At 64.4% G+C, this 22,078-nt stretch carries 28 protein-coding genes and 1 tRNA gene; 17 read left to right on the top strand and 12 right to left on the bottom strand.

Translation table 11 applies throughout. The features are described 5' to 3' along the window. Positions 1-37 precede the first annotated feature (37 nt). Positions 38-113, top strand: a tRNA-Lys gene (locus NR187_RS12810). Between the two features lie 131 nt (positions 114-244). Here NR187_RS12810 and NR187_RS12805 read toward each other — a convergent pair. After that, positions 245-910, bottom strand: coding sequence for a hypothetical protein (locus tag NR187_RS12805; RefSeq protein ID WP_256806626.1), 666 nt, complete (start codon positions 908-910; stop codon positions 245-247). A gap of 273 nt (positions 911-1,183) precedes the next feature. On the opposite strand from NR187_RS12805, the gene NR187_RS12800 reads away from it, so the two are divergent. The 4 genes from NR187_RS12800 (at position 1,184) to NR187_RS12785 (ending at position 2,874) form a co-directional block, all read left to right on the top strand. After that, entirely contained in the window at positions 1,184-1,354 is a 171-nt protein-coding gene (locus NR187_RS12800) for a hypothetical protein (protein WP_211386381.1), read from the top strand. A 379-nt stretch (positions 1,355-1,733) separates the two neighbouring features. After that, positions 1,734-1,976 (top strand): hypothetical protein, encoded by a 243-nt coding sequence (locus NR187_RS12795; protein ID WP_211386380.1) that lies wholly within the window; start codon positions 1,734-1,736, stop codon positions 1,974-1,976. A gap of 172 nt (positions 1,977-2,148) precedes the next feature. Then, positions 2,149-2,373, top strand: a complete 225-nt coding sequence (locus NR187_RS12790) for a hypothetical protein (protein ID WP_372703104.1) — start codon at positions 2,149-2,151, stop codon at positions 2,371-2,373. A 207-nt stretch (positions 2,374-2,580) separates the two neighbouring features. Then, complete coding sequence (locus NR187_RS12785; RefSeq protein WP_211386378.1) at positions 2,581-2,874, top strand: hypothetical protein; 294 nt, start codon at positions 2,581-2,583, stop codon at positions 2,872-2,874. A 10-nt stretch (positions 2,875-2,884) separates the two neighbouring features. Here NR187_RS12785 and NR187_RS12780 read toward each other — a convergent pair whose 3' ends face one another. The 3 genes from NR187_RS12780 to NR187_RS12770 all read right to left on the bottom strand — a co-directional run bounded on the left by NR187_RS12780 (position 2,885) and on the right by NR187_RS12770 (position 5,576). Continuing rightward, positions 2,885-3,280, bottom strand: a complete 396-nt coding sequence (locus NR187_RS12780; protein WP_211386377.1) for an NUDIX hydrolase — start codon at positions 3,278-3,280, stop codon at positions 2,885-2,887. 97 nt (positions 3,281-3,377) lie between these two features. Continuing rightward, entirely contained in the window at positions 3,378-4,475 is a 1,098-nt protein-coding gene (locus NR187_RS12775; protein WP_211386376.1) for an AI-2E family transporter, read from the bottom strand. Between the two features lie 381 nt (positions 4,476-4,856). Beyond that, a complete protein-coding gene (locus NR187_RS12770; protein ID WP_256806625.1) occupies positions 4,857-5,576 on the bottom strand; it encodes an outer membrane protein in 720 nt (239 codons plus the stop codon). Between the two features lie 255 nt (positions 5,577-5,831). On the opposite strand from NR187_RS12770, the gene NR187_RS12765 reads away from it, so the two are divergent. Together NR187_RS12765 and NR187_RS12760 are read left to right on the top strand one after the other, a co-directional pair. Then, positions 5,832-6,059 carry a hypothetical protein gene (locus NR187_RS12765; RefSeq protein WP_211386374.1) on the top strand — a complete coding sequence of 76 codons (228 nt, stop codon included), beginning with the start codon at positions 5,832-5,834 and terminating at the stop codon, positions 6,057-6,059. 127 nt (positions 6,060-6,186) lie between these two features. After that, complete coding sequence (locus tag NR187_RS12760) at positions 6,187-6,489, top strand: hypothetical protein (protein ID WP_027534614.1); 303 nt, start codon at positions 6,187-6,189, stop codon at positions 6,487-6,489. Between the two features lie 3 nt (positions 6,490-6,492). Here the strand turns inward: NR187_RS12760 and NR187_RS12755 are convergent, their stop codons facing one another. Continuing rightward, positions 6,493-6,729 (bottom strand): hypothetical protein, encoded by a 237-nt coding sequence (locus NR187_RS12755; RefSeq protein WP_211386373.1) that lies wholly within the window; start codon positions 6,727-6,729, stop codon positions 6,493-6,495. 338 nt (positions 6,730-7,067) lie between these two features. Further along, a complete protein-coding gene (locus NR187_RS12750) occupies positions 7,068-7,352 on the bottom strand; it encodes a hypothetical protein (protein ID WP_211386372.1) in 285 nt (94 codons plus the stop codon). Positions 7,353-7,540: 188 nt separating this feature from the next. Between NR187_RS12750 and NR187_RS12745 the strand changes: the two genes are divergently transcribed. From NR187_RS12745 to NR187_RS12735, 3 genes are all read left to right on the top strand, one after another. Next, positions 7,541-8,128: a formyltransferase family protein gene (locus NR187_RS12745; RefSeq protein WP_211386371.1), complete on the top strand. Its 588-nt coding sequence runs from the start codon at positions 7,541-7,543 to the stop codon at positions 8,126-8,128. Positions 8,129-8,326: 198 nt separating this feature from the next. Continuing rightward, positions 8,327-8,671, top strand: coding sequence for a hypothetical protein (locus NR187_RS12740; RefSeq protein ID WP_256806624.1), 345 nt, complete (start codon positions 8,327-8,329; stop codon positions 8,669-8,671). Next, the gene (locus NR187_RS12735) at positions 8,616-9,161 is read left to right on the top strand and encodes a hypothetical protein (RefSeq protein WP_211386369.1); all 546 of its coding nucleotides are present in this window, start codon (positions 8,616-8,618) and stop codon (positions 9,159-9,161) included. Before NR187_RS12740 ends, NR187_RS12735 begins: the two co-directional genes overlap by 56 nt. A 52-nt stretch (positions 9,162-9,213) precedes the next feature. Here the strand turns inward: NR187_RS12735 and NR187_RS12730 are convergent, their stop codons facing one another. Beyond that, a complete protein-coding gene (locus NR187_RS12730; RefSeq protein WP_211386368.1) occupies positions 9,214-9,612 on the bottom strand; it encodes a RidA family protein in 399 nt (132 codons plus the stop codon). 150 nt (positions 9,613-9,762) lie between these two features. Here NR187_RS12730 and NR187_RS12725 point away from each other — a divergent pair, with 150 nt between their 5' ends. Further along, entirely contained in the window at positions 9,763-10,638 is an 876-nt protein-coding gene (locus tag NR187_RS12725; protein ID WP_211386367.1) for a DMT family transporter, read from the top strand. 196 nt (positions 10,639-10,834) lie between these two features. Then, positions 10,835-12,250: a caspase family protein gene (locus NR187_RS12720; protein ID WP_211386366.1), complete on the top strand. Its 1,416-nt coding sequence runs from the start codon at positions 10,835-10,837 to the stop codon at positions 12,248-12,250. A gap of 194 nt (positions 12,251-12,444) precedes the next feature. Here the strand turns inward: NR187_RS12720 and NR187_RS12715 are convergent, their stop codons facing one another. Together NR187_RS12715 and cysK are read right to left on the bottom strand one after the other, a co-directional pair. Continuing rightward, positions 12,445-12,687, bottom strand: a complete 243-nt coding sequence (locus NR187_RS12715) for a BrnA antitoxin family protein (protein WP_256806623.1) — start codon at positions 12,685-12,687, stop codon at positions 12,445-12,447. A gap of 3 nt (positions 12,688-12,690) precedes the next feature. Beyond that, on the bottom strand, positions 12,691-13,668 hold the full coding sequence (gene cysK, locus NR187_RS12710) for a cysteine synthase A (RefSeq protein WP_211386364.1): 978 nt from the start codon (positions 13,666-13,668) through the stop codon (positions 12,691-12,693). Positions 13,669-13,891: 223 nt separating this feature from the next. On the opposite strand from cysK, the gene NR187_RS12705 reads away from it, so the two are divergent. Beyond that, positions 13,892-14,110: a hypothetical protein gene (locus tag NR187_RS12705; RefSeq protein ID WP_211386363.1), complete on the top strand. Its 219-nt coding sequence runs from the start codon at positions 13,892-13,894 to the stop codon at positions 14,108-14,110. 17 nt (positions 14,111-14,127) lie between these two features. Here the strand turns inward: NR187_RS12705 and tgt are convergent, their stop codons facing one another. Then, entirely contained in the window at positions 14,128-15,276 is a 1,149-nt protein-coding gene (gene tgt / locus NR187_RS12700) for a tRNA guanosine(34) transglycosylase Tgt (protein WP_211386362.1), read from the bottom strand. A 215-nt stretch (positions 15,277-15,491) separates the two neighbouring features. Between tgt and NR187_RS12695 the strand changes: the two genes are divergently transcribed. The 4 genes from NR187_RS12695 to NR187_RS12680 all read left to right on the top strand — a co-directional run bounded on the left by NR187_RS12695 (position 15,492) and on the right by NR187_RS12680 (position 19,664). Continuing rightward, the gene (locus NR187_RS12695; RefSeq protein ID WP_211386361.1) at positions 15,492-16,661 is read left to right on the top strand and encodes a patatin-like phospholipase family protein; all 1,170 of its coding nucleotides are present in this window, start codon (positions 15,492-15,494) and stop codon (positions 16,659-16,661) included. Positions 16,662-16,795: 134 nt separating this feature from the next. Beyond that, positions 16,796-17,542: a TetR/AcrR family transcriptional regulator gene (locus NR187_RS12690; protein ID WP_211386360.1), complete on the top strand. Its 747-nt coding sequence runs from the start codon at positions 16,796-16,798 to the stop codon at positions 17,540-17,542. 249 nt (positions 17,543-17,791) lie between these two features. Beyond that, a complete protein-coding gene (locus NR187_RS12685; RefSeq protein WP_211386498.1) occupies positions 17,792-18,394 on the top strand; it encodes a PepSY domain-containing protein in 603 nt (200 codons plus the stop codon). 232 nt (positions 18,395-18,626) lie between these two features. Further along, the gene (locus NR187_RS12680) at positions 18,627-19,664 is read left to right on the top strand and encodes an aspartate-semialdehyde dehydrogenase (RefSeq protein ID WP_211386359.1); all 1,038 of its coding nucleotides are present in this window, start codon (positions 18,627-18,629) and stop codon (positions 19,662-19,664) included. 39 nt (positions 19,665-19,703) lie between these two features. On the opposite strand, the gene NR187_RS12675 is transcribed toward NR187_RS12680, so the two are convergent. After that, the gene (locus tag NR187_RS12675) at positions 19,704-20,807 is read right to left on the bottom strand and encodes an acyltransferase (protein WP_256806913.1); all 1,104 of its coding nucleotides are present in this window, start codon (positions 20,805-20,807) and stop codon (positions 19,704-19,706) included. A 188-nt stretch (positions 20,808-20,995) separates the two neighbouring features. Continuing rightward, positions 20,996-22,069 carry a tRNA preQ1(34) S-adenosylmethionine ribosyltransferase-isomerase QueA gene (gene queA, locus NR187_RS12670; protein ID WP_211386357.1) on the bottom strand — a complete coding sequence of 358 codons (1,074 nt, stop codon included), beginning with the start codon at positions 22,067-22,069 and terminating at the stop codon, positions 20,996-20,998. Positions 22,070-22,078: the final 9 nt, after the last annotated feature.

Genomic DNA, 22,078 nt, shown 5'->3' with positions numbered 1-22,078 from the left:
GATGGCGATCGATCTTGAATGCCATCAGCGGCCATGGGAGCGCGTAGCTCAGCCGGTAGAGCACGTGACTTTTAATCACGGGGTCCTGGGTTCGAGCCCCAGCGCGCTCACCAAAATTCCTTGGTTTCGTCGCGATCACGACACCGGGCATTTGGCGCGGGATCGACCACGCCGCGAGTGACTGAAGTCACTCGGCCAAGCCCATTTCGTCGAAACCAACTCCGCCGATTTGCTCGACGCGTCCTCAACTCTCCGGAGCCGACGCCGCGACCGGCACACTCAGCGGCGCTCCGCCGACCGAAACCGGCCCGATAGCTTTCGGCTGCCGCGCCATCCGTTTGCGAATCGCCGCAGACAGTCCATAGCGAGCATGCGCTCTTCGGATGGAGGACGTGACGTCCGACATCATTGTAGTTTGCAGCGAGTCGACCTTCGCGATGAGCGTGGACAGCTGCGAGGAGATCTTCCTCACATCGACCCGCTCGTCCGTAATGCTCTGTCGCAGAGACAGCAGCACCGTTGTATCCTGCTGCCGAACAGCTGCATTTTGCTGCGCTAAGTAATTGTTCTCCTGCAGCGAAGCCGTGTGTTGCTGCTGGGCCGACTGAATATCCTTCAAGGCAGCGACAACCGGATCCGGTTTAGGCACGGAAGCTTCCCGGCGCGGAAGCAGTTCAGCCAGACTTCCGACATTCAGCGACGCAAAATCAGACGGCAATGTGTAGATGGCGGCCGCTCCGTTGATGGCCAGGGCACACACCGACAGTGCCAGGACCGATTTCCGGCTGGACCGCTCGACCGGGACTGCTGCTTCCGGCGCTGCAGTTTCGGGTGCGGCGGCGAGTGCGAGTGCTACGGGGTCGAATTGTTCGACGATGCCTTGCGCTTCCGGTGTCGTGGTCATGTGCATTGACCTCAAATGAGCGAGCAAAAGGAAGCCGACGCCGGAACGTCCTACCGACGGCTCCTCTACGCAGCACCCACCTACAACTGCCTAAAATTGTGAACATTTCGGATTAATTCCACGTTAGCGACGTAGCCGCCCGGCGTCTCCAGCCACCCCGGCCGATTACGGGGTCCATGCGCTGGAACTGGTCATGCGGGCAGCCTGCTTCGAGGCGCGACAAAGCCGCAGACAACGCCCCAAAAAGGTGTAGGATTCGCCAAAACAGGAGGGAGCGGCATGTTTGAAATCAGCGGTTTCGACACGGCAGGCGCGGTCAGCCTGAAGCGGCTGTCACTCGCGGCCGCCCTCAAGAAGGCAAGAGAGCTTGTCGAGGACGGGTGCCGGGACGTTCAGATCGTTGATCCAAATGGCCGGGTCTACACCTCGTTCGAGGAGCAAGCAGCCTAGCCGCCCCGCCTCCGCTATTCGGAAGCCACCACCCGCCGATCAGATCGCGCTTCGCGAAATCCGGGCGTTGAAGTCTGGGCTTTGCGGCGATCAAAATGAAAACCCCAGCGCCTGGTGGCAGCGCTGGGGCGTTTTCAAATATCAATCGGTAAAGCAATGGAGCCTTTATAGCGGCGGCCCCGGAGATCGCGTGTGAACTGGTTCACAATCCCGCGCCGATCTTTCCACAGCCACGATACGCCAACCGTCGCACCTCGATCTGACGCGGTTTCACGGCCAAGGGATGCGAGTGCGACGCAACGCGCTGCATCGTTGCCAATCAACTCGTTTGGGAGCACGTTCGCTTCAGGCGCTCAAGACGCCGCACAGGGAGAGGCACATGAAGGGATCGGGCCTGGATGGTCGCCATCGGGACAAGGATGGCGCGATCGGCAAGAAGCATGGCAACACGCTGGTCGGCACGTTGCGCAAGATCTACGGCAAGGGTTTTGCGGCCGGCTATCCGGATGCGACTGAGCTCAACGAGGTCCTGCTTCAGCTGAACGAGACGTCGTTGAGCCAGTTGCGCCGCGATCACGACACCGGGCATCTGGGACACAAGATCGACCACGCCGTGAAGTGACGGGCCTGGCTTGATCAACTTCAAGTCGCCGATTCCAGCTCCGCCAAGCCCACAGCGACGCGGCCCGGATGCATTGCGCCATCGGTCGCCTCATCGCACTTAGCGTTTGAGCCCTCGCAGCGCTCGCGCTAGCATGAGCCTTTTTACGGAGGCTCATTTGAAACAGCTCATTATGGTCGTCGCCATTGCACTCGCCGTGACAGCCCCCGCGCGCTCCCAAGCCCTCGTCGATCCCAACAAGGTTGCTCCCGAATACCGCGAGGCGGCCGAGAAGCGGCGCGCCGAGCAGATCAAGCAGCGCGAATGCGCGCTGAAGGCCGATCTCGAGAAGGTGCTGCCGAGGGACCGCACCGCCTTTCTCAACCATTGCCTGGACACGATAGCGGCCAAGCAATAGCGACCGATCGGGCGGTTCTGACGGGCTGATCCCGTCGCCTGTTGCGGCGGCCTGATGACGCCTCACCGTGCGGCTTTTGCGAGCGGCTCCGGCGCATCCGCATCGGGCGCGGCGAACCCGATGGTGAATTGGCGGAACCATTCAGGCTTTCTTCAGACATTTGGGATCACCTGATGCTCCATTTCCATCTATCATTTTCGGCGGCGCATGAGTTTCATCCAGATTCAGTGCCAGCGCTGCAAGACCGTATTCCGCGACCGCGCCGGGCGGTTGCAGGACGGCTACTCCAGGCAATGTCCGAGCTGCGAGGTGGTGCTCTTCTTCGCGGAGGATTCGCCGAACCCTCAGGTCAAGGCGGCGATGAAGCGCGCGCGCAAGGCTCGCAAGGAGCAGCGCGAGACCGAAATGACCATGGCGTCCGCGCCCAAATCACGCAGCAATGCCTCCCGATCATACGACGGACGGACGGAGTCGTCGGCAAAGGACGCAGACGAAGACTAAACGCTCCAGCTCACCCGCGCCGACGCGGTTTCCTCGGAAACAGGCGGTCGCGGATGTAGCGCGAGGTCGGCGTCAGGCGGATGCCGCGCGGCTTCTGCCACGCAGCCCGGTCGATCTCGTTCTTGTCACCGATCGCGAGTCTTCCCTTGGCGCCCTTGGCGATGAAGATCGCGTCGCTCATCTTGCGGCCGGAGCGCTTGTTCCTGGCCGTTACCTCCTTCCAGAGGCTGATGCGGCCGAGCTTCAGCTTGGGCAGCTCTTCCTTGATCTCCCGCCGCAGGCAGTCCTTGTCGGACTCGCGCGCACGCTTGCGGCCGCCCGGGAACATCCACAGGCCGTCCGACCGGCGTCTGACCAACAATACCTTGCCGCGCTTCGCTGCAACCAGCTTGGAAGACTTCGCCATTACAATCGTAGGCTCGAACAGAATCTAACCTATCGTAACTTGTCTAGCTGAATAGACAAGTTCGGCCGGGGCGTTGATCACAGCCCGCGCGGGCAGCTCAGCCCTCCCCCGTCCGCGCCTCCGCCTCGGCCCGGTCCTCCGTCCTGATCCAGGCCATCATCATCTCCCATGCCACCGACAGGATGATCGGCCCGATGAACAGGCCGACGATGCCGTGGGCGAGCGTGCCCCCGATCACGCCGACGAAGATCACGATGGTCGGCGTCGTCAGGCCGCGCCCCATGACGAGCGGCTTCAACATGGTGTCGAGGAAGCCGACGAGGACGAGAAACACGGTGAGCAGCAGCGCCGTGGTGACGTCCTTGGCGGTCCATATCCAGATGATCACCGGCAGCAGCACCAGGAAGGCGCCGATCTGCACGATCGAGAGCAGCAGCACGATGAAGGCGAGCAGGCCTGCGCTCGGCACGGCCGCGAGCTTGAAGCCGATGCCGGCGAGCAGTGCCTGCACGATCGCGACGCCGATCACGCCCTGCGCCACGGCGCGGATGGTCGCACCCGCGAGCCCGAGGAAATGCTCGGTCTGCTCGGGCACGATGCGAAACAGGAAGCCGCGGCCGGCCGCAACCAGCCGCGGCCCGTGCGGAAACAAGAAGCCGGCGACGAACACCGAGACCAGGAACTGGAGGGTGCCGACGCCGGCATCGCCCGCGAGCGAGAGCAGTGGTCCGGCCAGCGGCTGGAGATAGGGCGCGACCTCGCGCAGCACCGCGCGGATGTTGTTGTAGGCCTGCTCCCAGAGGTCATAGAGCCACGGGCCGACGAGCGGCCACGATTTGAGCTGCTCCGGCGCCGACTGGAGCGCGAGGTCGCCGGTGCCGAGCTGGCGCGCCAGCTCACGCACGCCATCCACCGCGCTGATGCCGAGCCAGGTCGCAGGGCCGATGACGATGCCGAGCGTGATCAGGGTCAGGATCGCCGCAGCAGTCTTGGGCCGGCCGCCGAGGACTTTGGCGACCCAGCTGAAAGCGGGGTAGAACGCCACCGCGAGCACGCCGCTCCAGGCCAGGATCGGCACGAACGGGCGGATGATCAGGAAGGTCCAGATGATCAAAAGGCCGAGCAGGCCGACCCGGATCACGAGCTGGATGATGTCCTCTCCGGTCAGGAGCTGGCGGAGACTTTTCACGGGCACAGCTTTCCTTGCGGCATGAACGCGCCGGCGCTTGCGAGGCCTAGCGTTATTGCCAGCCGTGCCTCCCGCGTCAAGGCGACAGGGCCCGCCCGAGCCGGCGGCCAGGAACGTATCGGGCCATCCCGCATTGCTAGACGATGGGGCGCCGTCACAAAGAGCCTGACGCACATGCGGGAATTCACCGCGGCATCCACTTTTCCCTGACGCGAAACGCCGCACCTGGCTATTGGCGCTATGCCTATGCGGTCGGGGCGCGGGTTCGCTCCGGGCGTGTGCAAGGCAGGCTGTCGCTGCTCGCCATCAGGCGTGTGCAGATGTGCATCGACCGGGACATGCTGAGCAGCCGGACCGGCGATTAATCTTGCGGCAGCGCCGGCGTGGCTAGAAGTGGTAGTTCACGCCGACCGTTCCGGTCTGGATGTTCAGCTTCACGTTCGCCGGCGTCGCCGCCAGATTGCCCGTCGTCACCGGCTGCTCGGTGATGGTGCCGAAGCCCATGTAATTGTATTCGGCCTTCACCGACCAGTTCGGTATGAACATCCATTCGACGCCGCCTCCGGCGAGCCAGCCGGTGCGGTTGAAGCTGCCCGAGGCGGAGCCGGCGAGAGCACCGGCGAGGCCGTTATCGGCGCTGTACCTGTCGCGGGTGAAGGCCGCGCCGCCCTTGGCGTAGAGCAGCACGCGGTCGAAGGCGACGCCGAAGCGTCCGGCAACCGTTGCGATGTAGTCGTTCTTGAGCGACAGGTTGAAGCCGGCGCCGCCGCCGAACGGCCCGCCTGTGTTCAGCGTGACGCTCGACCACGCACCGGTGCCTTCGAGGCCGACCACGAAATTGCTGATCTGGTAATTGCCGCCGAACTGGCCGCCGACGATGCCGCCGCTGGCCGTGACGGAGCTCCAGACGGCAGCCGGATCGGTCGGATCGATGCCGGTCCACTTGCTCCAGGCACCGCCGCCATGCGCGCCGATGTAGAAGCCGGTCCAGCTGAAGATCGGCGCCGGCACTGGTGCCTTCACCGGCACGGGCGCGATGATATCCGCGGCGAATGCCGGCGTTGCGAGCGACAGCAGCGCAGCCGTCAGAACAAGTTTCTTTCCCATGACTTCACCCCCAATGATGCGCCTTTCGACCGAGGCGACCGAGGTGAAATCTAGCGGCCGGATCAGGCGCGCGCTTGGACCGACCGGCGGCGCGAATTGGACTGACGGGCGCTCGCCTTGGCGCGGCTCCCGCATGGTCCGCGGCGGAGGCAGGCTTGGCTAACGCCCGTTAACCGGATTTCCCTGCGCCGGTTTACGCCGTTGCAAAGGCCCGCTCCTACCGTGAATGAAGGTCCCCAAAAAACAGTCTGTGCAATGGCCAACAGCATCTGGACGATCGAAGAATTCACCTGCACCGGTTGCAGCATGAACTACACCGCGACGAGGGAAGAGCATGCCGAAGCGCATTCCGGCAGCTTCAAATGCAGCATCTGCAGCGGCGTGGTGCACACCTGGTCCGGCAAGCATCATTTCTTCGGCTGGGAAGCGGTGAAGACCAAGCCGCCCGTGTTCGGCCGTCGCTGGGCCGGAGTCGGATGGTAGGCTTCGGCGGGATCGTACGGGCGCGCGAGCCTGACCGGCGGATCGCCCCAATTGCGCTGATGTCATTTGGATTCCGTTCACCGATCGCCGCTAGATCAGGATGGATCTTCCGCAGCGAACACCCGCCATGGCCGACCTCAACGCCGTCCTCACCAGGCTCAACGACCGTCTGCTCCGCCTCGAGGGCGAGCTGTTCGTGCTGCGCTCGCTGGCCCGCGCGACGCTGACGGCGGGCGACGACCATGCGGTGCGGATGCGCAAGCTGGTCGAGGCTGCGAAGATTGCGCTCGACGACGAGGCAAAACGCGAACTCGACAAGCCGACGCGCAAATATGTCGATGCGGCGACCGCGCTGGTGGAGGAATTGCTGGTCGAGCCGACCCCGGCGCGGCCGTTGTTCACCGTCATCGACGGCGGCCGGCGCGACTGAGCGTCAAATTGAGCCGACGGCGCCGCTCGCGTCGGCATCGCCGGCCTTGAGCCGGCTGAGACCGGCTTCGATGATCGCGATCTCCTCGTCGATCTGGCCGATTGGCAGGCTGAAATCATAGCCTGACCTGCTCTTCAGGTCGACCGCGAGCCGCTGCCGGTGCATCATCAGTTGATCGAGGCCGCGCCGGTTCTTCAGTCGGACATAGACGTCGACGATCTGCTCAATCGCGCTCGGCATGAAATCCGTCCCGGCGAAAAAGCCCGCACGGCGCACCCACGCCGGCGGGACGATTTCGGTGTCGCGGTACGCAATACTAATCCGCGACGGATTCGTCGATACGCCAGGCAGGTTGAGATCGTGTTACCGTCGGATGATTTCGTGATCGCCGGGCACGAAAAAGCCGCTGGCGATCACGCCAGCGGCCAAACCCGGGTTCGAAAACGGATGCGGATTGAAATGTCGCCAGCCCCGGTTGGTGCACGTTCTAGCGCAAACCAGGGATCGATCTGTTAAAAACGAGACACAGGAACCGCGCATTCACTCAATTGCCATCCGACCGTGGCAGCCCGGCAACGCTAGTCAGTGACGCAGAAATACTTACGCGGCAGCCTCCGATAGGCACTGTAGCGGTAATACGGCCTGTAGGCGTAGCCGCGATAGAGCGCCGGCGGCTCCTCGCCGTAATAGGCGCCGTGATAGAAATTGATCACCGGCCCGTCAGCGCAGCGATGAGCCTCCCAGGTCGGGCCGATGAAGGGCGCCACCCCGGTCTCGGGCGGCACCGCCGGGTACGGCCCGCCGGCACGGGCGGGAGCTGCCGCGATCAGGGTCGCCACAAGGAAAAACCACGCGCTCCGCATCCGCCCGCTCCAAGCCGGTGCCATGCGCGCATGGAAGCACCGGATCGGCCAGCTCCGCAATCGCGGAATTCATTGTGCTCGGCGCCCGGCGCATTGTTGATAACCGGCGCAAACGCCGCCCGGGTGGTGACAGGACGTACCGACGTGTTATCGGGTGAAGACGCAGTTGCGAGACGGATCGGATACCCATGCGCATTACCCTCGTCGGCTCCCGCCATTTCGGCGTGACCACCCTGAACATGCTCCGGGAGCACGGCGTCTCGATTGTGCGCGTCGTGGTAGCCGACCCCGAGGATCGACTTGCCGCGACCGCCAAGGCGGCGGGCATCGAAGTCGTGGTGCAGGCCAACCCCAAGCTGGTGGTGGCGGCCGAGATCGCCCCCGACACCGATCTGATCGTCACTGCGCACAGCCACGCCCGGATCGGCAAGGACGCGCTCGCCGCGGCGAAGCTGGGCGGGATCGGTTATCACCCCTCGCTGCTGCCGAGGCACCGCGGCAAAGCCGCCGTGGAATGGACCATCAAGGAAGGCGATCCGATCGCCGGCGGCACGATCTATCACCTCGCCGACCGCATGGATGCCGGCGCCATCGCCGCCCAGGAATGGTGCTTCGTCAAGAAGGGCGAGACTGCGCGGGAGCTATGGGAGCGCGCGCTCGCTCCGCTCGGGCTCAAATTGCTGGCCGACGTGATCGACTATGCCAAGGTCCACAAGGCGCTGCCGTCCAAGGCTCAGGACGAGCAGTTCGCGACCTCGGCGCCAAGCCTGTCCTGAGCCCCTGTCCTGAGTCTCCGTCCTGACGTTTACCCTTAACGTCAGGGCGCTTTGATTCTGCTTCGAAAATTGCGGCCGGAAACACAAATAAACCATTGTTTCCACAGGAACAATTTTCGATTTGGCAATGCAACAAATTTCCGTCACATTTCGCCCGAATAAGCGTCACCATATCAGACAGATTCAAGGACGGAATTCATGCGTTTTGCCCGCATCGCGGCGTTTTGTGCCGCCTCAATTGTTGCCCTCGCCGCTCCCGCTTTTGCCCAGACCCCTTACGACGGCAACTGGCAGGTCACCATCGTCACCAAGAGCGGCACATGCGAGCCGACCGCGAGTTCCTTGCTGACGGTCGCCGACGGCAAGATCACCGCTCCCGGCGCTAACGTTTCCGGCACCATCGGCAGCGGGGGTCTTGTGAAAGTTTCGATCAATGGTGCATATGCCAACGGTCAACTCAGCGGCAACGCCGGATCGGGGAAGTGGAATGGAGCATCTGCAGGCATACCGTGCAGCGGGCGGTGGGAAGCATCGCGCCAATAAGAAATTCGGGACCAGCGTCCTAAGCCGGCGGCTGCTGATCGCGGTCGCCGTTCTGTTTGTGGCCGGGATTGCCGGCTCCGAGAGCAAGGCTCAGTCCGGCCCGTTCGCTCCCATGGCGGGCAGCTGGAGCGGCTCGGGAACCGTCACTCTGGATGACGGCTCGACCGAGCGGATTCGCTGCCGGGCCAAATACGCTCCGATCGGACCGACCATGGAGATGTCGTTGACCTGCGCCAGCGACGCCTACAAGTTCAATCTCGGAGCCAACGTCAAGGCCGAGGGCAGCGCCATCACCGGTAGCTGGTCTGAAGCCAGCCGGAACATCAGCGGCTCGCTCCAGGGCCGCGGCGGTGGTGGGAGCTTCGAGGTGGTCGCCTCCGCTGCGGGCTTCAATGCCAACATCGCGCTGAGGACGAGCGGCAACAAGCAAACTGTCACGATGCGCGCGGACAGCCAGTTCCGCGGCGCCAACATCTCGATGTCGCGCTAAGCGGCTACAGCCACATGACAATCGATCCGGTGCCCCCGCCGGATCGATTTTTTTATGCGTTCGGCACGAATGCCGTGACCTCGATCTCGACCTTGGCGCGCTCGTCCACGAGGCCGCCGATATAGAGCAAGGTCGAGGGCGGGAAATTGCGTCCCAGCGTTTCCTTCCAGCCCGCGCCGATACCGGCGCCGGCGGCCTCGTATTCGCTGCGGCTGGTCAGGTACCAGGTCAGGCGGACGATATGCTCCGGGCCGGCTCCGGCTTCGGCGAGCAGCTTGATGATCCGCTTCAGCGCGGTTGTCACCTGCCCCGCCATGTCAGTCGCGTAATTGCCGGTCTCGTCGCCGCCGGTCTGTCCGGCCAGCACCACCCACCGGCCCGGTCCTTCGACCACAACGCCATGGGAAAAGCCGCGCGGTTTCGTCCACTCGGCCGGCTGCAGGATGTGCATGAGCTGTTTCTCCCGTTTCGCTCGTTGACCTTCCCTTAGCACGCACCGGCGCATCGCTGCATCCGCAGTTTTGGCCGTTGCAAACCCAATTGATGTCGCGGATACCAGCCTCCCCTCCAACGCCCCTCTTTCCTTCCGCATTCCGCGCCAATGACCACTCCTCCGTCCAAATCGATGGCTGCATTGTGGATGGCTGGCTGGCTGTCGCTGACACTGGTGATGGCGGTCGCGGGGCGCGAGGCTGTGCGCGTGATGAACGTCTTCCAGGTCATGGAAGTGCGCTCGCTGCTCGGCCTCTGCATGCTCTATCCGATGATCCGGCGCGCCGGCGGCTTCGGGACGCTCAGGACGGGTCGCCTGCCGCAGCACATCGCGCGCAACCTGATCCACTACGTCTCGCAGCTCGGCTGGTTCTTTGCGCTGACGCTGATTCCGATCGGCCAGGTGGTGGCGATCGAGTTCACGATGCCGATCTGGACCGCGATCCTCGCCGCCAGCTTCCTGTCCGAGCGCATGACATCGTGGAAGATCGCTGCGATCGTGCTCGGCCTCGTCGGCGTGATCGTCATCGTGAGGCCCGCGACCGGCGAGATCAATCAGGGCCAGTTGATCGCGCTCGGCGCGGCGGTCGGCTTCGGCGTGTCCATGGCGTTGGTCAAATCGCTCACCCGCACCGAGAGTGCGCTGGCGGTCCTGTTCTGGATGCTGGTGGTGCAGTCGGTCGCGGGCTTCCTGCCGGCGCTTTATGTCTGGGCCTGGCCGCCGACTTATGTCTGGGGTTGGGTGGCGGTGATCTCGGTCTGCGGCACGTTCGCGCATTATTGCCTTGCCAGCGCGATGCGTTATGCCGACGCGACGGTGGTGGTTCCGATGGACTTCCTGCGGGTTCCTCTCACCGCGACAGCCGGCTGGCTGCTGTATTCAGAACGGCTCGACGGCTGGACCGTGCTCGGCGCCGCGCTGATCCTGTTCGGCAACCTCCTGAATTTGAAGCCGGCCGGCCCGGTTACTGCACGCGCGCAGTGAACCCGCGCGCGGCCTCGCGCGACAAAACAAGTGGTCGAGCGTGATTTGGATCACGTTGGAGGAGCATTCCATCGTGCAACACTCGGCCGCCAAGCAACGGGTTGCGGTCGTTTTGCTTGCACGGAGCCGGGCGATTTCGTGTAGGTTTGCGGCCAATTTGTTGCTGCCTGCAATTCGATTCTGTTGGGGATTTCAGATGCGCACTCTCACCCTCCTCGCTTCGCTGATGTGCATGGCACTGTCGGTCAGCGCCGCGAAGGCCGACCGCCGTGTGGCTTTCGTCGTCGGCAATGGTACCTACAAAAACGTCGCGCAATTGCCGAACCCGCCGATCGACGCCAAGGCGATGGCGGCGACGTTGCGCAATGTCGGCTTCGAGGTGATCGAGGGATCCAACCTCACCCGCGACCAGATGACGGAGAAGCTGCTGGACTTCGGCCGCAAGGCGCAGGGCTCCGACGTCGCGGTGTTCTATTATGCCGGCCACGGCATCGCCGTCGGCGGCAGCAACTACCTCCTGCCCGTCGACGCCGACATCAAGTCGGAGATGGACGTCAAGTTAGGGGCCGCCATCAACATCGACCTGACGCTCGAGCAGACCATGGGCGATGCCAAGGTCAAGCTCGTCTTCCTCGACGCCTGCCGCGACAATCCGTTCGCCGCCAAGATCAAGTCGAACTCCGCGACCCGCAGCGTCAACGTGCAGAGCGGTCTTGCCGAGATGAAGTCGGGCGAAGGCACGCTGATCGCATTCGCCACCGGACCCGGCCAGACCGCGCTCGACGGCCAGGAGGGCAACAACAGCCCGTTCACCCGCGCTCTGATCGACAACATCACCAAGCCCGGTGTCGAGATCCAGCAGGCGATGACGTCGGTGCGCGCCCAGGTCAATGAGGAGACCCACAAGGGCCAGCTGCCCTGGGGCCACACCAACCTGATCGGCGCGGTCTATCTCAACCAGGCCCCGACCACCCAGGTTGCCAATGCGGCGCCGACGGCCGCGGGTGTCGTGCCGGCGGCGACCAGCAGCTCGGATGGTGTCGAGCTCGAATACTGGCGCTCGGTCAAGGAGAGCAACAAGCCGGAAGAGCTCAACGCCTACCTCTCCGCCTACCCGAACGGTCAGTTCAAGGCGCTGGCGCTGGCGCGGCTCGCCGCGGTCAAGAGCGGCCCGTCGACGACGACCCGAAACCTGAACGCTGGTGTCGACCCCGCCACCTTCACCGACGATGCGAGCCAGCTCACCGAGGACCAGATCGGCCTCGACAAGGGCCAGCGCCGCGACGTGCAGCGCCGTCTGACCGGTCTCGGCTTCGACACCAAGGTCACCGGCGCCTTCAGTGAGGATACCCGCACGGTGCTGAAGCGCTGGCAGGCCGCCCGCGGCTATCCGTCGACGGGCTACCTGAACAAGCTCCAGCACAAGGCTCTGCTCTCCGAGATCGTGGCCGCGCCGGCCACGGCGAGCGATGAGAGCGCGAAGCCGGCCCGACGTGCCCCCGCACAGGCCCAGGGCGCCCCGGCCCCCCGTCACAACGGCGGCGGCGATGCCGGCGCGGCCTTCGTCGGCGGTGTCGTCGGCGGCATGATGGGCGGCATGTTCCGCCGCTGAGGCGCAAGGCCAGATCCAAAGACGCAAAAGCCCGGCTTACGCCGGGCTTTTTCTCTTTCCGCCCGTCATGGTGAGGAGGCGCAGAGCGCCGTCTCAGACCATGAAGACCCCTGCCTCTCCAGTGGTCATCCTTCGAGACGACCGCTCCGCGGTCTTACTCAGGATGAGGACCGTGTGTGCTCCAGAAAGAGCCCCTACTTCCCCGCCGCCTTGCGCAGCGCATCGTTGATGCGATCCTGCCAGCCGGGACCGCCCCCCTGGAAGAACTCGAGCACGTCCTGGTCGATGCGCAGCGTGACCTGCTCCTTGATGCCTGGCGCCACGTTCTGCTTCGGCGGCGCCGCAGCGACCTTGGCCGTCACCTTCTTGAACGCCGCCTCGGCTTCGGTCCTGGCATCGCCGAGCGTGCGCGGCCGCCTCGGTGGTTGATCCGCCATGTCCTAGATTCCCTCAAACAGAGCCGTCGAAAGATACCGCTCGGAGAAAGACGGCACTATAGCCAGGATGGTCTTTCCCGCAGCTTCCGGCCGCTTGCCGATCTCGAGGGCCGCCGCGATCGCCGCGCCAGACGAGATGCCGCCCGGAATGCCCTCATGCCGCGCCAGCGCGCGCGAGGTCTCGATCGCCGTCGTCGAGTTGATCTTCACGATCTCGTCGATCACGGCGCGGTCGAGAATGTCGGGGACGAAGCCGGCGCCAATGCCCTGGATCTTGTGCGGTGTGTGCTGGCCGCCGGAGAGCACCGGGCTCTCCTCAGGCTCGACCGCGACCACGCGCAGCGAGGGTTTGCGCGGCTTGAGCACCTGGCCGACCCCGGTGATGGTGCCGCCGGTGCCGACGCCGGCGACGAAGAAATCGATGGTACCGGCGGTGTCGTTCCAGATCTCCTCTGCCGTGGTGCGGCGATGCACCTCGGGATTGGCGAGGTTCTTGAACTGCTGCGGCATCACCGAATTCGGTGTCGTCTTCAACAACTCTTCAGCCGTCGCGATCGCGCCCTTCATGCCTTGCGCGGCGGGCGTCAGCACCAGCTCGGCGCCGAGAAAGGCCAGCATCTTCCGCCGCTCGATCGACATCGATTCCGGCATGACCAGCTTGAGCCGATACCCCCGTGACGCCGCGACGAAGGCCAGCGCGATGCCGGTGTTGCCGGAGGTCGGCTCGATCAGGACGGTGTCGGGCTTGACGATGCCGGCCTTCTCCATCGCGATGATCATGGCGGCGCCGATGCGATCCTTCACGCTGGCGGCCGGGTTGAAATATTCAAGTTTTGCCAAAATCGTCGCGTTCACGCCGTGCATGCCCGGCAGCCGTCGCAACCGAACGATCGGCGTGTCGCCAAAAGCCTCGACGATCGAGTCATAAATTCGGCCGCGACCTGGTTGGTGCGCCGCACCCCTGTTGGACGATGCGTCCATGATCAACTCCCTCTGGCAACAATTCGCGCTTCTATCGTGGCCCTTGCGCAGTTACGGACAGCTGGCGGCGACACGCAAGCGGCAATGGGGCACATGTTAAATACGCTGCATCGCAAAATCGCGTGAGCATTAATTATCAGAAAACCAACGCATTTGTGTTGCGACCTCGTCAACTGATTCTGTTTATGTTAGACTTACGTCTCAAAGCAGGGAGGTCACCACGATGTCAGCAGTCGCTGAAGTGTTGTCGACCGTCGCACACCAGCGCGATCCGCGTTGTAGCGAGTTGCCCACGTGCCCCGTCTGCGCCGACTCCATGGTCGCCGCCGAAGCGTCTGCATATGTGTCGGACCACATGATCAGCTACCTCTGGACGTGCGACAATTGCGGCTATGGCTTCGTGACGAAGCACATGGTCAAGCAGCGCCTCGTGTGCAACTGACGCCTGCGACGCTCTAGCTAGCGCGGGGCGATGTCGCCCCTCGCCCAGTCTTCACGCGTACGCTGATAGAACTGCTCGAACGTTCCGTGCGCGATCGCGTCCCTGATGCCCTGCATCAGGAACTGGTAGTAGGCGATATTGATTTCGGACAGCAGCATCGCTCCCAGCGTCTCGCCCGCCTTCACGAGATGGTGCAAATAGGCGCGCGCGTAATTGCGCGCCGACGGCCAGGAACTCTCGTCATCGAGCGGACGCGGATCGTCGGCGTGGCGCGCGTTGCGCAGATTGACCTGGCCGAAGCGCGTGAAGGCAACCCCATGCCGGCCATTGCGCGTGGGCATCACGCAGTCGAACATGTCGATGCCGCGCTTGACCGCTTCGAGGATGTCGTCGGGTGTGCCGACGCCCATCAGATAGCGCGGTCGCTCTCGCGGCAGCAGCGGCGCGGTCTCGTCGATCATTGCCAGCATCACGGCCTGCGGCTCGCCGACGGCGAGACCGCCGATCGCGTAACCATGGAAGCCGATCGCGACGAGTCCTTCGGCGCTGGCATGGCGAAGCTGCGGCACGTCGCCCCCCTGCACGATGCCGAACAGCATATAGCCGTCGGGCGCGCTCTCGAAGGCACGCTTGCTGCGCTCGGCCCAGCGCAGCGACAATTGCATCGCGCGGTCGATGTCGGCGCGCTCGGCCGGCAGCCGCACGCATTCGTCCATCTGCATGGCGATATCGGAGCCGAGAAAGCGCTGCACCTCGATCGAGCGCTCCGGCGACAGCTCGACCTTGGCGCCGTCGATATGCGAGCGGAAGGTCACGGCATGTTCGGTCACCTTGCGCAGGTCCGACAGCGACATCACCTGGAAGCCGCCGGAATCCGTCAGCATCGGCCCGTTCCAGCCGGTGAACCGCTGCAAGCCGCCGAGCGCCGCGATCCGCTCGGCGCCGGGACGCAGCATCAGATGATAGGTGTTGCCGAGCACGATGTCGGCACCGGCCTCGCGCACCTCGCGCCAGTGCATGCCCTTCATGGCGCCGGCGGTTCCGACCGGCATGAAGGCGGGCGTGCGCACGACGCCGTGCGGCGTGGTCAGGCGCCCGGTGCGCGCGGCGCCATCGGTGGCAAGCAGTTCGAAATGATTGGGCAGATCGGTGTCAGGGCGATTCATGGCGGTGCTTATTGCGTGTCGGAGGAAGCCGATCAACCCGCTCAGGCGATGCTGCGGCCGGCTTGTGCCTCATACCGGGACACAATCGACGAGCCCAGAAGCGCCCCCGCGCTTGCTAAACAGAACGATACAGTGTAGTTTTATCCGTGGGGCCGGGCGAGCTGCCGCGGCAAGGTTGCCGGCGGCGGTACAAGCGTGATCGCCAGCCACCGACGATGCCCTCCCCTTCGAGTTCGACTGACGCGTCCGGCCACCTGCCTGGCTGGATCAGGCGAACAGGCGCCCGCCTGATCGCATTCCAGCTCCTCGCGTGCAGCCTTGCGCTGGGCGCCTGCACGACGTTGCCGCGGACGCCCTACACGGCGGCCGATGCCGGTAATTCGCGCGTGCTCGATATCGACGGCTTGAGGCGCTACGCCGACGAGCCCATCACGAAATTCAGCTTTCCGGCGACGAGGAGCTATCTGGCGCTCTCCGGCGGGGGAGCCGACGGCGCCTACGGTGTCGGCGTGCTCAGCGGCTGGAGTGCGGCCGGCACCCGCCCGACCTTCTCCGTTGTCTCCGGCGTCAGCACCGGCGGCCTGATCGCGCCCTTTGCGTTTCTCGGTCCGCAATACGACGATACGCTGAAAGACGTCTACACCAGCGGCATCGCCGAGAGCCTGCTGAACGACCCCAGCATCATGCGGGTCCTGTTTGGCTCCGGCCTGTTCGGCAACACTCGGCTGCGCGAGCTCGTTGCGCGCTATGTCGGGCCGGAGATCCTGGCTCAGGTCGCGCGCGAATATGCCAAGGGCCGACGGCTGCTGGTCGTCACCACCGATCTAGACACCCAGCGCACCGCGATCTGGGACATGGGCAAGATCGCAGCGGTCGGCACGCCCGAGGCGCTCAAGCTGTTTCGCGACGTGATGGCGGCCTCCGCCAGCATACCCCTGGTGTTTCCGCCCATCATGATCGACGCCGAAGGCCAGGGCCGCAAGTTTCAGGAGATGCACGTCGACGGCGGCGTGACGGCCCCAGTGCTGACATTGCCTGAAGCCCTGCTGTTCCAGGGCAGTCGCCTGCCCGGCAATGCGAGGATGGACATCTACATCCTCGTCAACAAGAAGATCGAACGCAACTTCGAGCTCGTCTCCAACAGCACCATCGACGTCGCCTCACGCAGCCTGTCGTCGATCACCCAGTCGCAGACCCGTTCGATCATCTTCTCGACCTATGATTTCGCCAAGCGCAACCACCTGGGATTCCACCTCTCCTACATCGCGCGCGACTATCCGGCGGCGCCTTCGGAAGGATTCGACACCGCCTATATGCGGGCGCTTTATCAGTACGGATACGAGAAGGCGGCTTCGGGCCAGGCCTGGACTTCGACACTTCCGTGATCTGTCGCGACGGAACGACGCCATGCGAAAACCGTTGAAGATGCGGCCAATTCGGCCAGATTCGCCATGACGCCCCGGTTGCTGCGCGTTATAGAGCAATGACTGATGTCACGACCGCGCAGGAATCATTGGGCATGGGATTGACTGCGACCAGGACAAGAGCGGCTGCGCCGCGGCGCGAGGTGCCTAAATCGCGCGGCGGCCGGCCGACCAAAACCGCCGCGATCGAGCGCGATCAGCGCCTGATCGAGGTCGCGACCCGCCTGTTCCTGGACCGCGGCTTCGACGCGACCTCGCTCGATGCAGTCGCCGAAGCGGCGCGGGTGAGCAAGCCGACCGTCTATTCCCGTTATGGCGACAAGCGTGGCCTGTTCGCGGCGGTGCTGAGGCGCGAGATCGCGCGGTGGCTTGCGCCGCTGTCGGCAGCCGCCGAGACGCAGCTCTCCAGCGGCTCGGACATTTCCGTCGAGCAGCGGCTGGTCGAGATCGGGCGCGAGATGCTGACATTCACCTGCGGTCCCGATGCCGTCGCCTTCAGCCGCATGATGACGTCACAAGCCATCAACTTCCCCGACGTGGCCAAGCTGGGCAAGGAGGAAGGCTGGCTCAAGGCCGTCGCCACCACGGCGCGTTTCTTCGACCAACTGGCGGCGCAAGGCGCGCTCGACGTCGACGACACCACTATCGCGGCGGAAGTTTTCCTCGACGTCGTCGTCGGTCACACCCATCGCATGGCGACGTTCGGAACGGCGCTCGAATTGAAGCCCGCGGAAAAGCGGATGCGGGCTGCGATCAAGCTGTTCCTGGCCGGTGCGATTGGACCTGCGGACCGCGTCCGGGACGCGGCCAAGGGCACGCCGCGGCGGCGCCAGTCCCGCTGACAATTCCGTGAGGTTGCGCCCTATTCCCCGGAGGGATATGCCCGCACGATTGACCTAAATAAAACGATACGGTATGGTTTAGTTATAGGGCGATACGGACCGCTTTTTCACCAGCCCCAAGAGGTCCGCACCGCTTGATCGCCGCACCGGGTGCAGCCCGTAGCGACGTTCCGCGGCCGGCCGATGCCCAAGGTCGGCCGCGACTTCTTTCGGATGATCGGGCCAGCGAGCCGGTCGGAGGTTTCGAACATGAAGCCAACCAAACGATGGACCTTGCCGTTGCTGGCGATCAGCTTGTCTGCGCTCCTTGTTGCGGCGCCGGCGCGGGCGATCGTCACCGCGGGCACGCCGACCACGCTTCACAGCGACACAGATGGTGATGCCGAAGCGGATCGCCAGGCTGTCAGCCGAGAGATCGAACGCTTCCGCAGCTCGTCGATCTCGATCCGCCAGGCCATGGCGATTGCGGAAGCCCGCCACACCGGCGCCACCACGGCAGATGTGAGTTTCGATGGAGCCTCCGGCGTGCCGGTCTACCGGGTGAAGACCCTGCACAACGACCGGATCTGGCGCCACACCATCAATGCCACGACCGGCGAGTTCGTCGGCGGAGAAGCCGCCCTCCCCTTGGCCGAGCTCGACGGCGACGATCGCAGCAACCTCGCAGCGCTGGGCGCCATCCGGCAACGGCTTACCGATGCGGTGCGGGTCGCCGAACGCGCGGCCTCGGGCAAGGCAATCAGCGGCGGGCTGGTGCGCGAAGGCGGACGGCTCAATTTCGCGATCGTCGTGATCAGCGGCGACGACCTCAAGGAGGTCATCCTGGAGCCGCCGGGCGCCCGGGCCAAATAGCGACAGGTCCCTCGCGCGGCCGCAATCCTGCCGAAAAGCCATTGACGGGCGCAAAACTCTCCCCCATAAGTCGCCGCCATGATCACGACCACCAAACGCACGACCAAAACCACCGCGGCCTTCGGGGCCCGGGGAGGCGTGCGCTTATAGTCGTCGACTAAAACGCAATCAGCTCTACCGAAGCCCCGCCCACGATGGTCCGGGGCTTTTTTGTTGTCTTGATCTCAATGCAATGGAGGAGAATGTGAGTAACGATCCCGTCGTCGCGATTGTCGGCGTCACCGGTGCGGTGGGCGCCGAATTCATCGCCACCATGGACAAGCGCGGCTTTCGCGTCGGCAAGCTCAAGGCGCTGGCCAGCGCCCGCTCGGCCGGCAAGACGGTGTCGTTCCGTGGCCAAAACGTCGTCATCGAGGAGCTGACCGAGCGCGCCTTGGACGGCGTCGACATCGCGCTGTTTTCCGCCGGCGGCAGCATCTCCAGGAAGTTCGCGCCGCTCGCGGTCAAGGCCGGCGCCGTCGTGGTCGACAACTCCTCCGCCTTCCGCATGGATCCGAACGTGCCGCTGGTGATCCCGGAGGTCAACGGCAAGCGTATCCGCGATCACAAGGGCATCATCGCCAACCCGAATTGTGCCGCGATCACCGCGCTGGTGCCGCTGTGGCCGATCCACCAGAACAACCGCATCAAGCGCGTGATCATCTCGACCTATCAGGCCGCGAGCGGCGCCGGCGCCGCCGCGATGGAGGAACTCGTCGAGTCCACCCGCGCCAATCTCAACGGCCAAGTCTATACGCCCAGGGTGATGCCGCACCCCTACGCCTTCAACCTGTTCAACCACAACACCGCCATCGATCCCGAGACCGGCTACAACGACGAAGAGACCAAGGTCATCAAGGAAACCCGCAAGATCTTCGAGGACGAGGCGATCGCGATCGGCGTCACCTGCGTGCGCGTGCCGGTATTGCGTGCCCATTGCGAGGCCATCACCTTCGAATGCGAGAAGCCGATCAGCGAGGACCAGGTCCGCGCCATCATGGCGCAGGCGCCCGGTGTGAAGGTGGTCGACGACCGCGCAAGGAACTATTTCCCGATGCCGATCGACGCCTCGGGCCAGGACGACGTTTTGGTCGGCCGCATCCGCAAGGATCTCAGCGATCCCTCGGGTCATTCGATCTCGATGTTCGTGGCGGCGGATCAGTTGCTCAAGGGCGCGGCGCTGAACGCGGTGCAGATCGCCGAACTCTTGCCGCAGCGCGTGATGGCGTGAGTTGACCAGCGGACAGGCGGCGCCAAGCGTCCGCCTGTCCTACGCGCGCCGCTTCAATGCCTGTTTCATCGCAAGCCTGACTGGAACGTCGACGAAAACGGTGGCTGCGTACGCCGCCGCCAAGACAACCGGTAGTGCGGCAAGCCCGACGATTGCGGATCGGGTCCCGAGATGCTGCGCGCAGACCTCCACCACATGGAACGTCACGACCTGCAGGACATAGATCCCGTAGGACAGCAGTCCGAGGGTCTGCATCGTATTCGTCAAGGCGCCGCTCGGAGGATCAAATCGCGCGCAGATCATGATGGCCAGCGGAAATACGACGATGACGGAGAGCAGGCTCAACGCGAGATCGAGACCTCCGGGAAAACCCGTTGCGAGAACAACGCTGACGAGAGCAAAGGCCCCGATTGCCATTCCGGGACTCGCCGGCGGCAATCGGGCCTTTTCATAGAATCGGTAGATCAGGACCCCCGCAAAGAACGAGAACCCGACCCGGATCACACCCGCGCCCATGGTTTCCCAGGTCGGTCCGCCGCCGAGAACTCCCCGCTTGCCGACTTCGATGCCGAACCCGAGCCATCCCGTGATGGCGCAGACCACAAGGCCAAGCGCGAAGCCGCTGACGAGCCAGATCAGGGTTTTCGTCTCGAGCCGTGGTCCGAAGGCCGCGAACAGCAGGTTTGCCGCAAGCTCGAAGAACAGCGACCAGGCGGCGAAGTTGAACGGGTAGAGATCGGCGCCGGGATGACCGGGATTGGGGGTCGGCAGCATCAGCGCGCTGCAAAGGAGGCCGAGGATCATTTGCGCCGGATCCGGCACGCCATCTGCAAATTGCCCGAGGAGGAAAGGCAAGGAGACGAGGAACGCCAGAGCGTATAACGGGTATAGCCGCTGCAGCCTGTCGAGCATGAAAGACCGGACCGACAACCCCTGGCGGAAGCGTTTTCGATAGGCGTGCTCCAGCACGAAGCCCGACAGAACGAAGAACAGATCGACAGCCAGATAGCTGTTCCTCATCCATCCGGTCGACCCGGCCGGGACGTCCCAGAGGAACGGAGCATGCCGCAGGGCGACCATGATTGCCGCGATACCCCGCAACCCGTCGAGTGCGACGAATGTTCGTTCCGTGAACGGGGCCATTGCGGTGGGCGTTGCCGGGCTCGGCAAGTGTGCGGTTCCTCAGCTGATCGACGACGCCGGCTGGCGAACCCTCCCCGCCCGGCAAACCGCCCGCATCGGGAACACCTCGATCGTCCATCAAATCGGCACGACGATACGCTCAATTACTTGCGAAACAGCAAACATGCCTCGAACCTGGCGGCGCGGCGCTAATCCTGCGAGCGGAACAGCAGGCAGGCATCCCCATACGAGTAGAACCGATAGCCATTCGCGATGGCATGCGCGTACGCCTGCTTCATCGTCTCCAGCCCCGAGAATGCCGACACCAGCATGAACAGCGTCGACTTCGGCAGGTGGAAATTGGTCATCAGCACGTCGACGGCGCGGAAGCGATAGCCGGGGGTGATGAAGATCGACGTCTCGGCCGCAAACGGCTGGATGGTGCCGTCCACGCTCGCGGCGCTTTCAAGCAGCCGCAGCGACGTGGTGCCGACGGCAATGACGCGGCCGCCGTTGTTTCGCGCGATGTTGAGCCTCGCAGCCGTTTCGGCCGAGATCGTGCCCCACTCGGCATGCATCTTGTGGCCTTCGGTATCGTCCACCTTCACCGGCAGGAACGTGCCTGCCCCGACATGCAGCGTCACGCGGTTGAGGCCGACGCCGCGCGCGCGCAGCGCCTGCTCCAGCGCGGGCGTGAAATGCAGGCCCGCGGTCGGCGCGGCAACGGCGCCCTCGTTCGCCGCGAACATGGTCTGGTAGTCGGCAAGGTCCTGATCGTCGGGCGTGCGCTTGGAGGCGATATAGGGCGGCAGCGGCGGGCTGCCGAGATCGGCGATCGCCTGGTCGAGCGCCGGGCCGTGGAACGAGAAGCCAAGCGTCACCTCGCCCTCGGCGCCCTTGGCCTCGACCTCGGCGTCGAGATGGCCGAGCAGGCAGACCTTGCCCTCGTTGCCGAAGCGGATGCGATCGCCGGCGGCAAGTTTCTTGGCGGGCTTAACCAGCGCCTGCCAGCGCGAGCCGTCGATGCGCTTGATCAGCGTCGCCTCGATCTTCGGCTCGGTCTCGCGGCCGATGCGCCGGCCCTTCAATTGCGCCGCGATCACCTTGGTGTCGTTGACGACGAGCTGGTCGCCGGGGCGGAGCCAGTGCGGCAGGTCGGCGATCGCTTGATCGCGCAGCGCGCCGCCTTCCACGACCAACATCTTCGCGGAGTCGCGCGGGCTTGCCGGGCGCAACGCGATGCGCTCGGCAGGCAGGTCGAAATCGAAGAGATCGGTGCGCATGTCGGGCTC

Source organism: Bradyrhizobium sp. Bra64, from assembly GCF_024519875.1.
In the GTDB taxonomy this organism is placed as follows: Bacteria; Pseudomonadota; Alphaproteobacteria; order Rhizobiales; family Xanthobacteraceae; genus Bradyrhizobium; species Bradyrhizobium japonicum_G.
The sequence above is the reverse complement of the archived record's forward strand: the minus strand, read 5'-3'. Positions and strand labels throughout refer to the sequence as shown.

Excerpts from the sequence above, each read along its gene's own strand:
- NR187_RS12805 (WP_256806626.1), bottom strand. The coding sequence starts at position 910 with ATGCACATGACCACGACACCGGAAGCGCAAGGCATCGTCGAACAATTC.
- NR187_RS12800 (WP_211386381.1), top strand. The coding sequence starts at position 1,184 with ATGTTTGAAATCAGCGGTTTCGACACGGCAGGCGCGGTCAGCCTGAAG.
- NR187_RS12795 (WP_211386380.1), top strand. The coding sequence starts at position 1,734 with ATGAAGGGATCGGGCCTGGATGGTCGCCATCGGGACAAGGATGGCGCG.
- NR187_RS12790 (WP_372703104.1), top strand. The coding sequence starts at position 2,149 with ATGGTCGTCGCCATTGCACTCGCCGTGACAGCCCCCGCGCGCTCCCAA.
- NR187_RS12785 (WP_211386378.1), top strand. The coding sequence starts at position 2,581 with ATGAGTTTCATCCAGATTCAGTGCCAGCGCTGCAAGACCGTATTCCGC.
- NR187_RS12780 (WP_211386377.1), bottom strand. The coding sequence starts at position 3,280 with ATGGCGAAGTCTTCCAAGCTGGTTGCAGCGAAGCGCGGCAAGGTATTG.
- NR187_RS12770 (WP_256806625.1), bottom strand. The coding sequence starts at position 5,576 with ATGGGAAAGAAACTTGTTCTGACGGCTGCGCTGCTGTCGCTCGCAACG.
- NR187_RS12765 (WP_211386374.1), top strand. The coding sequence starts at position 5,832 with ATGGCCAACAGCATCTGGACGATCGAAGAATTCACCTGCACCGGTTGC.
- NR187_RS12760 (WP_027534614.1), top strand. The coding sequence starts at position 6,187 with ATGGCCGACCTCAACGCCGTCCTCACCAGGCTCAACGACCGTCTGCTC.
- NR187_RS12755 (WP_211386373.1), bottom strand. The coding sequence starts at position 6,729 with ATGCCGAGCGCGATTGAGCAGATCGTCGACGTCTATGTCCGACTGAAG.
- NR187_RS12750 (WP_211386372.1), bottom strand. The coding sequence starts at position 7,352 with ATGCGGAGCGCGTGGTTTTTCCTTGTGGCGACCCTGATCGCGGCAGCT.
- NR187_RS12745 (WP_211386371.1), top strand. The coding sequence starts at position 7,541 with ATGCGCATTACCCTCGTCGGCTCCCGCCATTTCGGCGTGACCACCCTG.
- NR187_RS12740 (WP_256806624.1), top strand. The coding sequence starts at position 8,327 with ATGCGTTTTGCCCGCATCGCGGCGTTTTGTGCCGCCTCAATTGTTGCC.
- NR187_RS12735 (WP_211386369.1), top strand. The coding sequence starts at position 8,616 with ATGGAGCATCTGCAGGCATACCGTGCAGCGGGCGGTGGGAAGCATCGC.
- NR187_RS12730 (WP_211386368.1), bottom strand. The coding sequence starts at position 9,612 with ATGCACATCCTGCAGCCGGCCGAGTGGACGAAACCGCGCGGCTTTTCC.
- NR187_RS12725 (WP_211386367.1), top strand. The coding sequence starts at position 9,763 with ATGACCACTCCTCCGTCCAAATCGATGGCTGCATTGTGGATGGCTGGC.
- NR187_RS12720 (WP_211386366.1), top strand. The coding sequence starts at position 10,835 with ATGCGCACTCTCACCCTCCTCGCTTCGCTGATGTGCATGGCACTGTCG.
- NR187_RS12715 (WP_256806623.1), bottom strand. The coding sequence starts at position 12,687 with ATGGCGGATCAACCACCGAGGCGGCCGCGCACGCTCGGCGATGCCAGG.
- cysK (WP_211386364.1), bottom strand. The coding sequence starts at position 13,668 with ATGGACGCATCGTCCAACAGGGGTGCGGCGCACCAACCAGGTCGCGGC.
- NR187_RS12705 (WP_211386363.1), top strand. The coding sequence starts at position 13,892 with ATGTCAGCAGTCGCTGAAGTGTTGTCGACCGTCGCACACCAGCGCGAT.
- tgt (WP_211386362.1), bottom strand. The coding sequence starts at position 15,276 with ATGAATCGCCCTGACACCGATCTGCCCAATCATTTCGAACTGCTTGCC.
- NR187_RS12695 (WP_211386361.1), top strand. The coding sequence starts at position 15,492 with ATGCCCTCCCCTTCGAGTTCGACTGACGCGTCCGGCCACCTGCCTGGC.
- NR187_RS12690 (WP_211386360.1), top strand. The coding sequence starts at position 16,796 with ATGGGATTGACTGCGACCAGGACAAGAGCGGCTGCGCCGCGGCGCGAG.
- NR187_RS12685 (WP_211386498.1), top strand. The coding sequence starts at position 17,792 with ATGAAGCCAACCAAACGATGGACCTTGCCGTTGCTGGCGATCAGCTTG.
- NR187_RS12680 (WP_211386359.1), top strand. The coding sequence starts at position 18,627 with ATGGAGGAGAATGTGAGTAACGATCCCGTCGTCGCGATTGTCGGCGTC.
- NR187_RS12675 (WP_256806913.1), bottom strand. The coding sequence starts at position 20,807 with ATGGCCCCGTTCACGGAACGAACATTCGTCGCACTCGACGGGTTGCGG.
- queA (WP_211386357.1), bottom strand. The coding sequence starts at position 22,069 with ATGCGCACCGATCTCTTCGATTTCGACCTGCCTGCCGAGCGCATCGCG.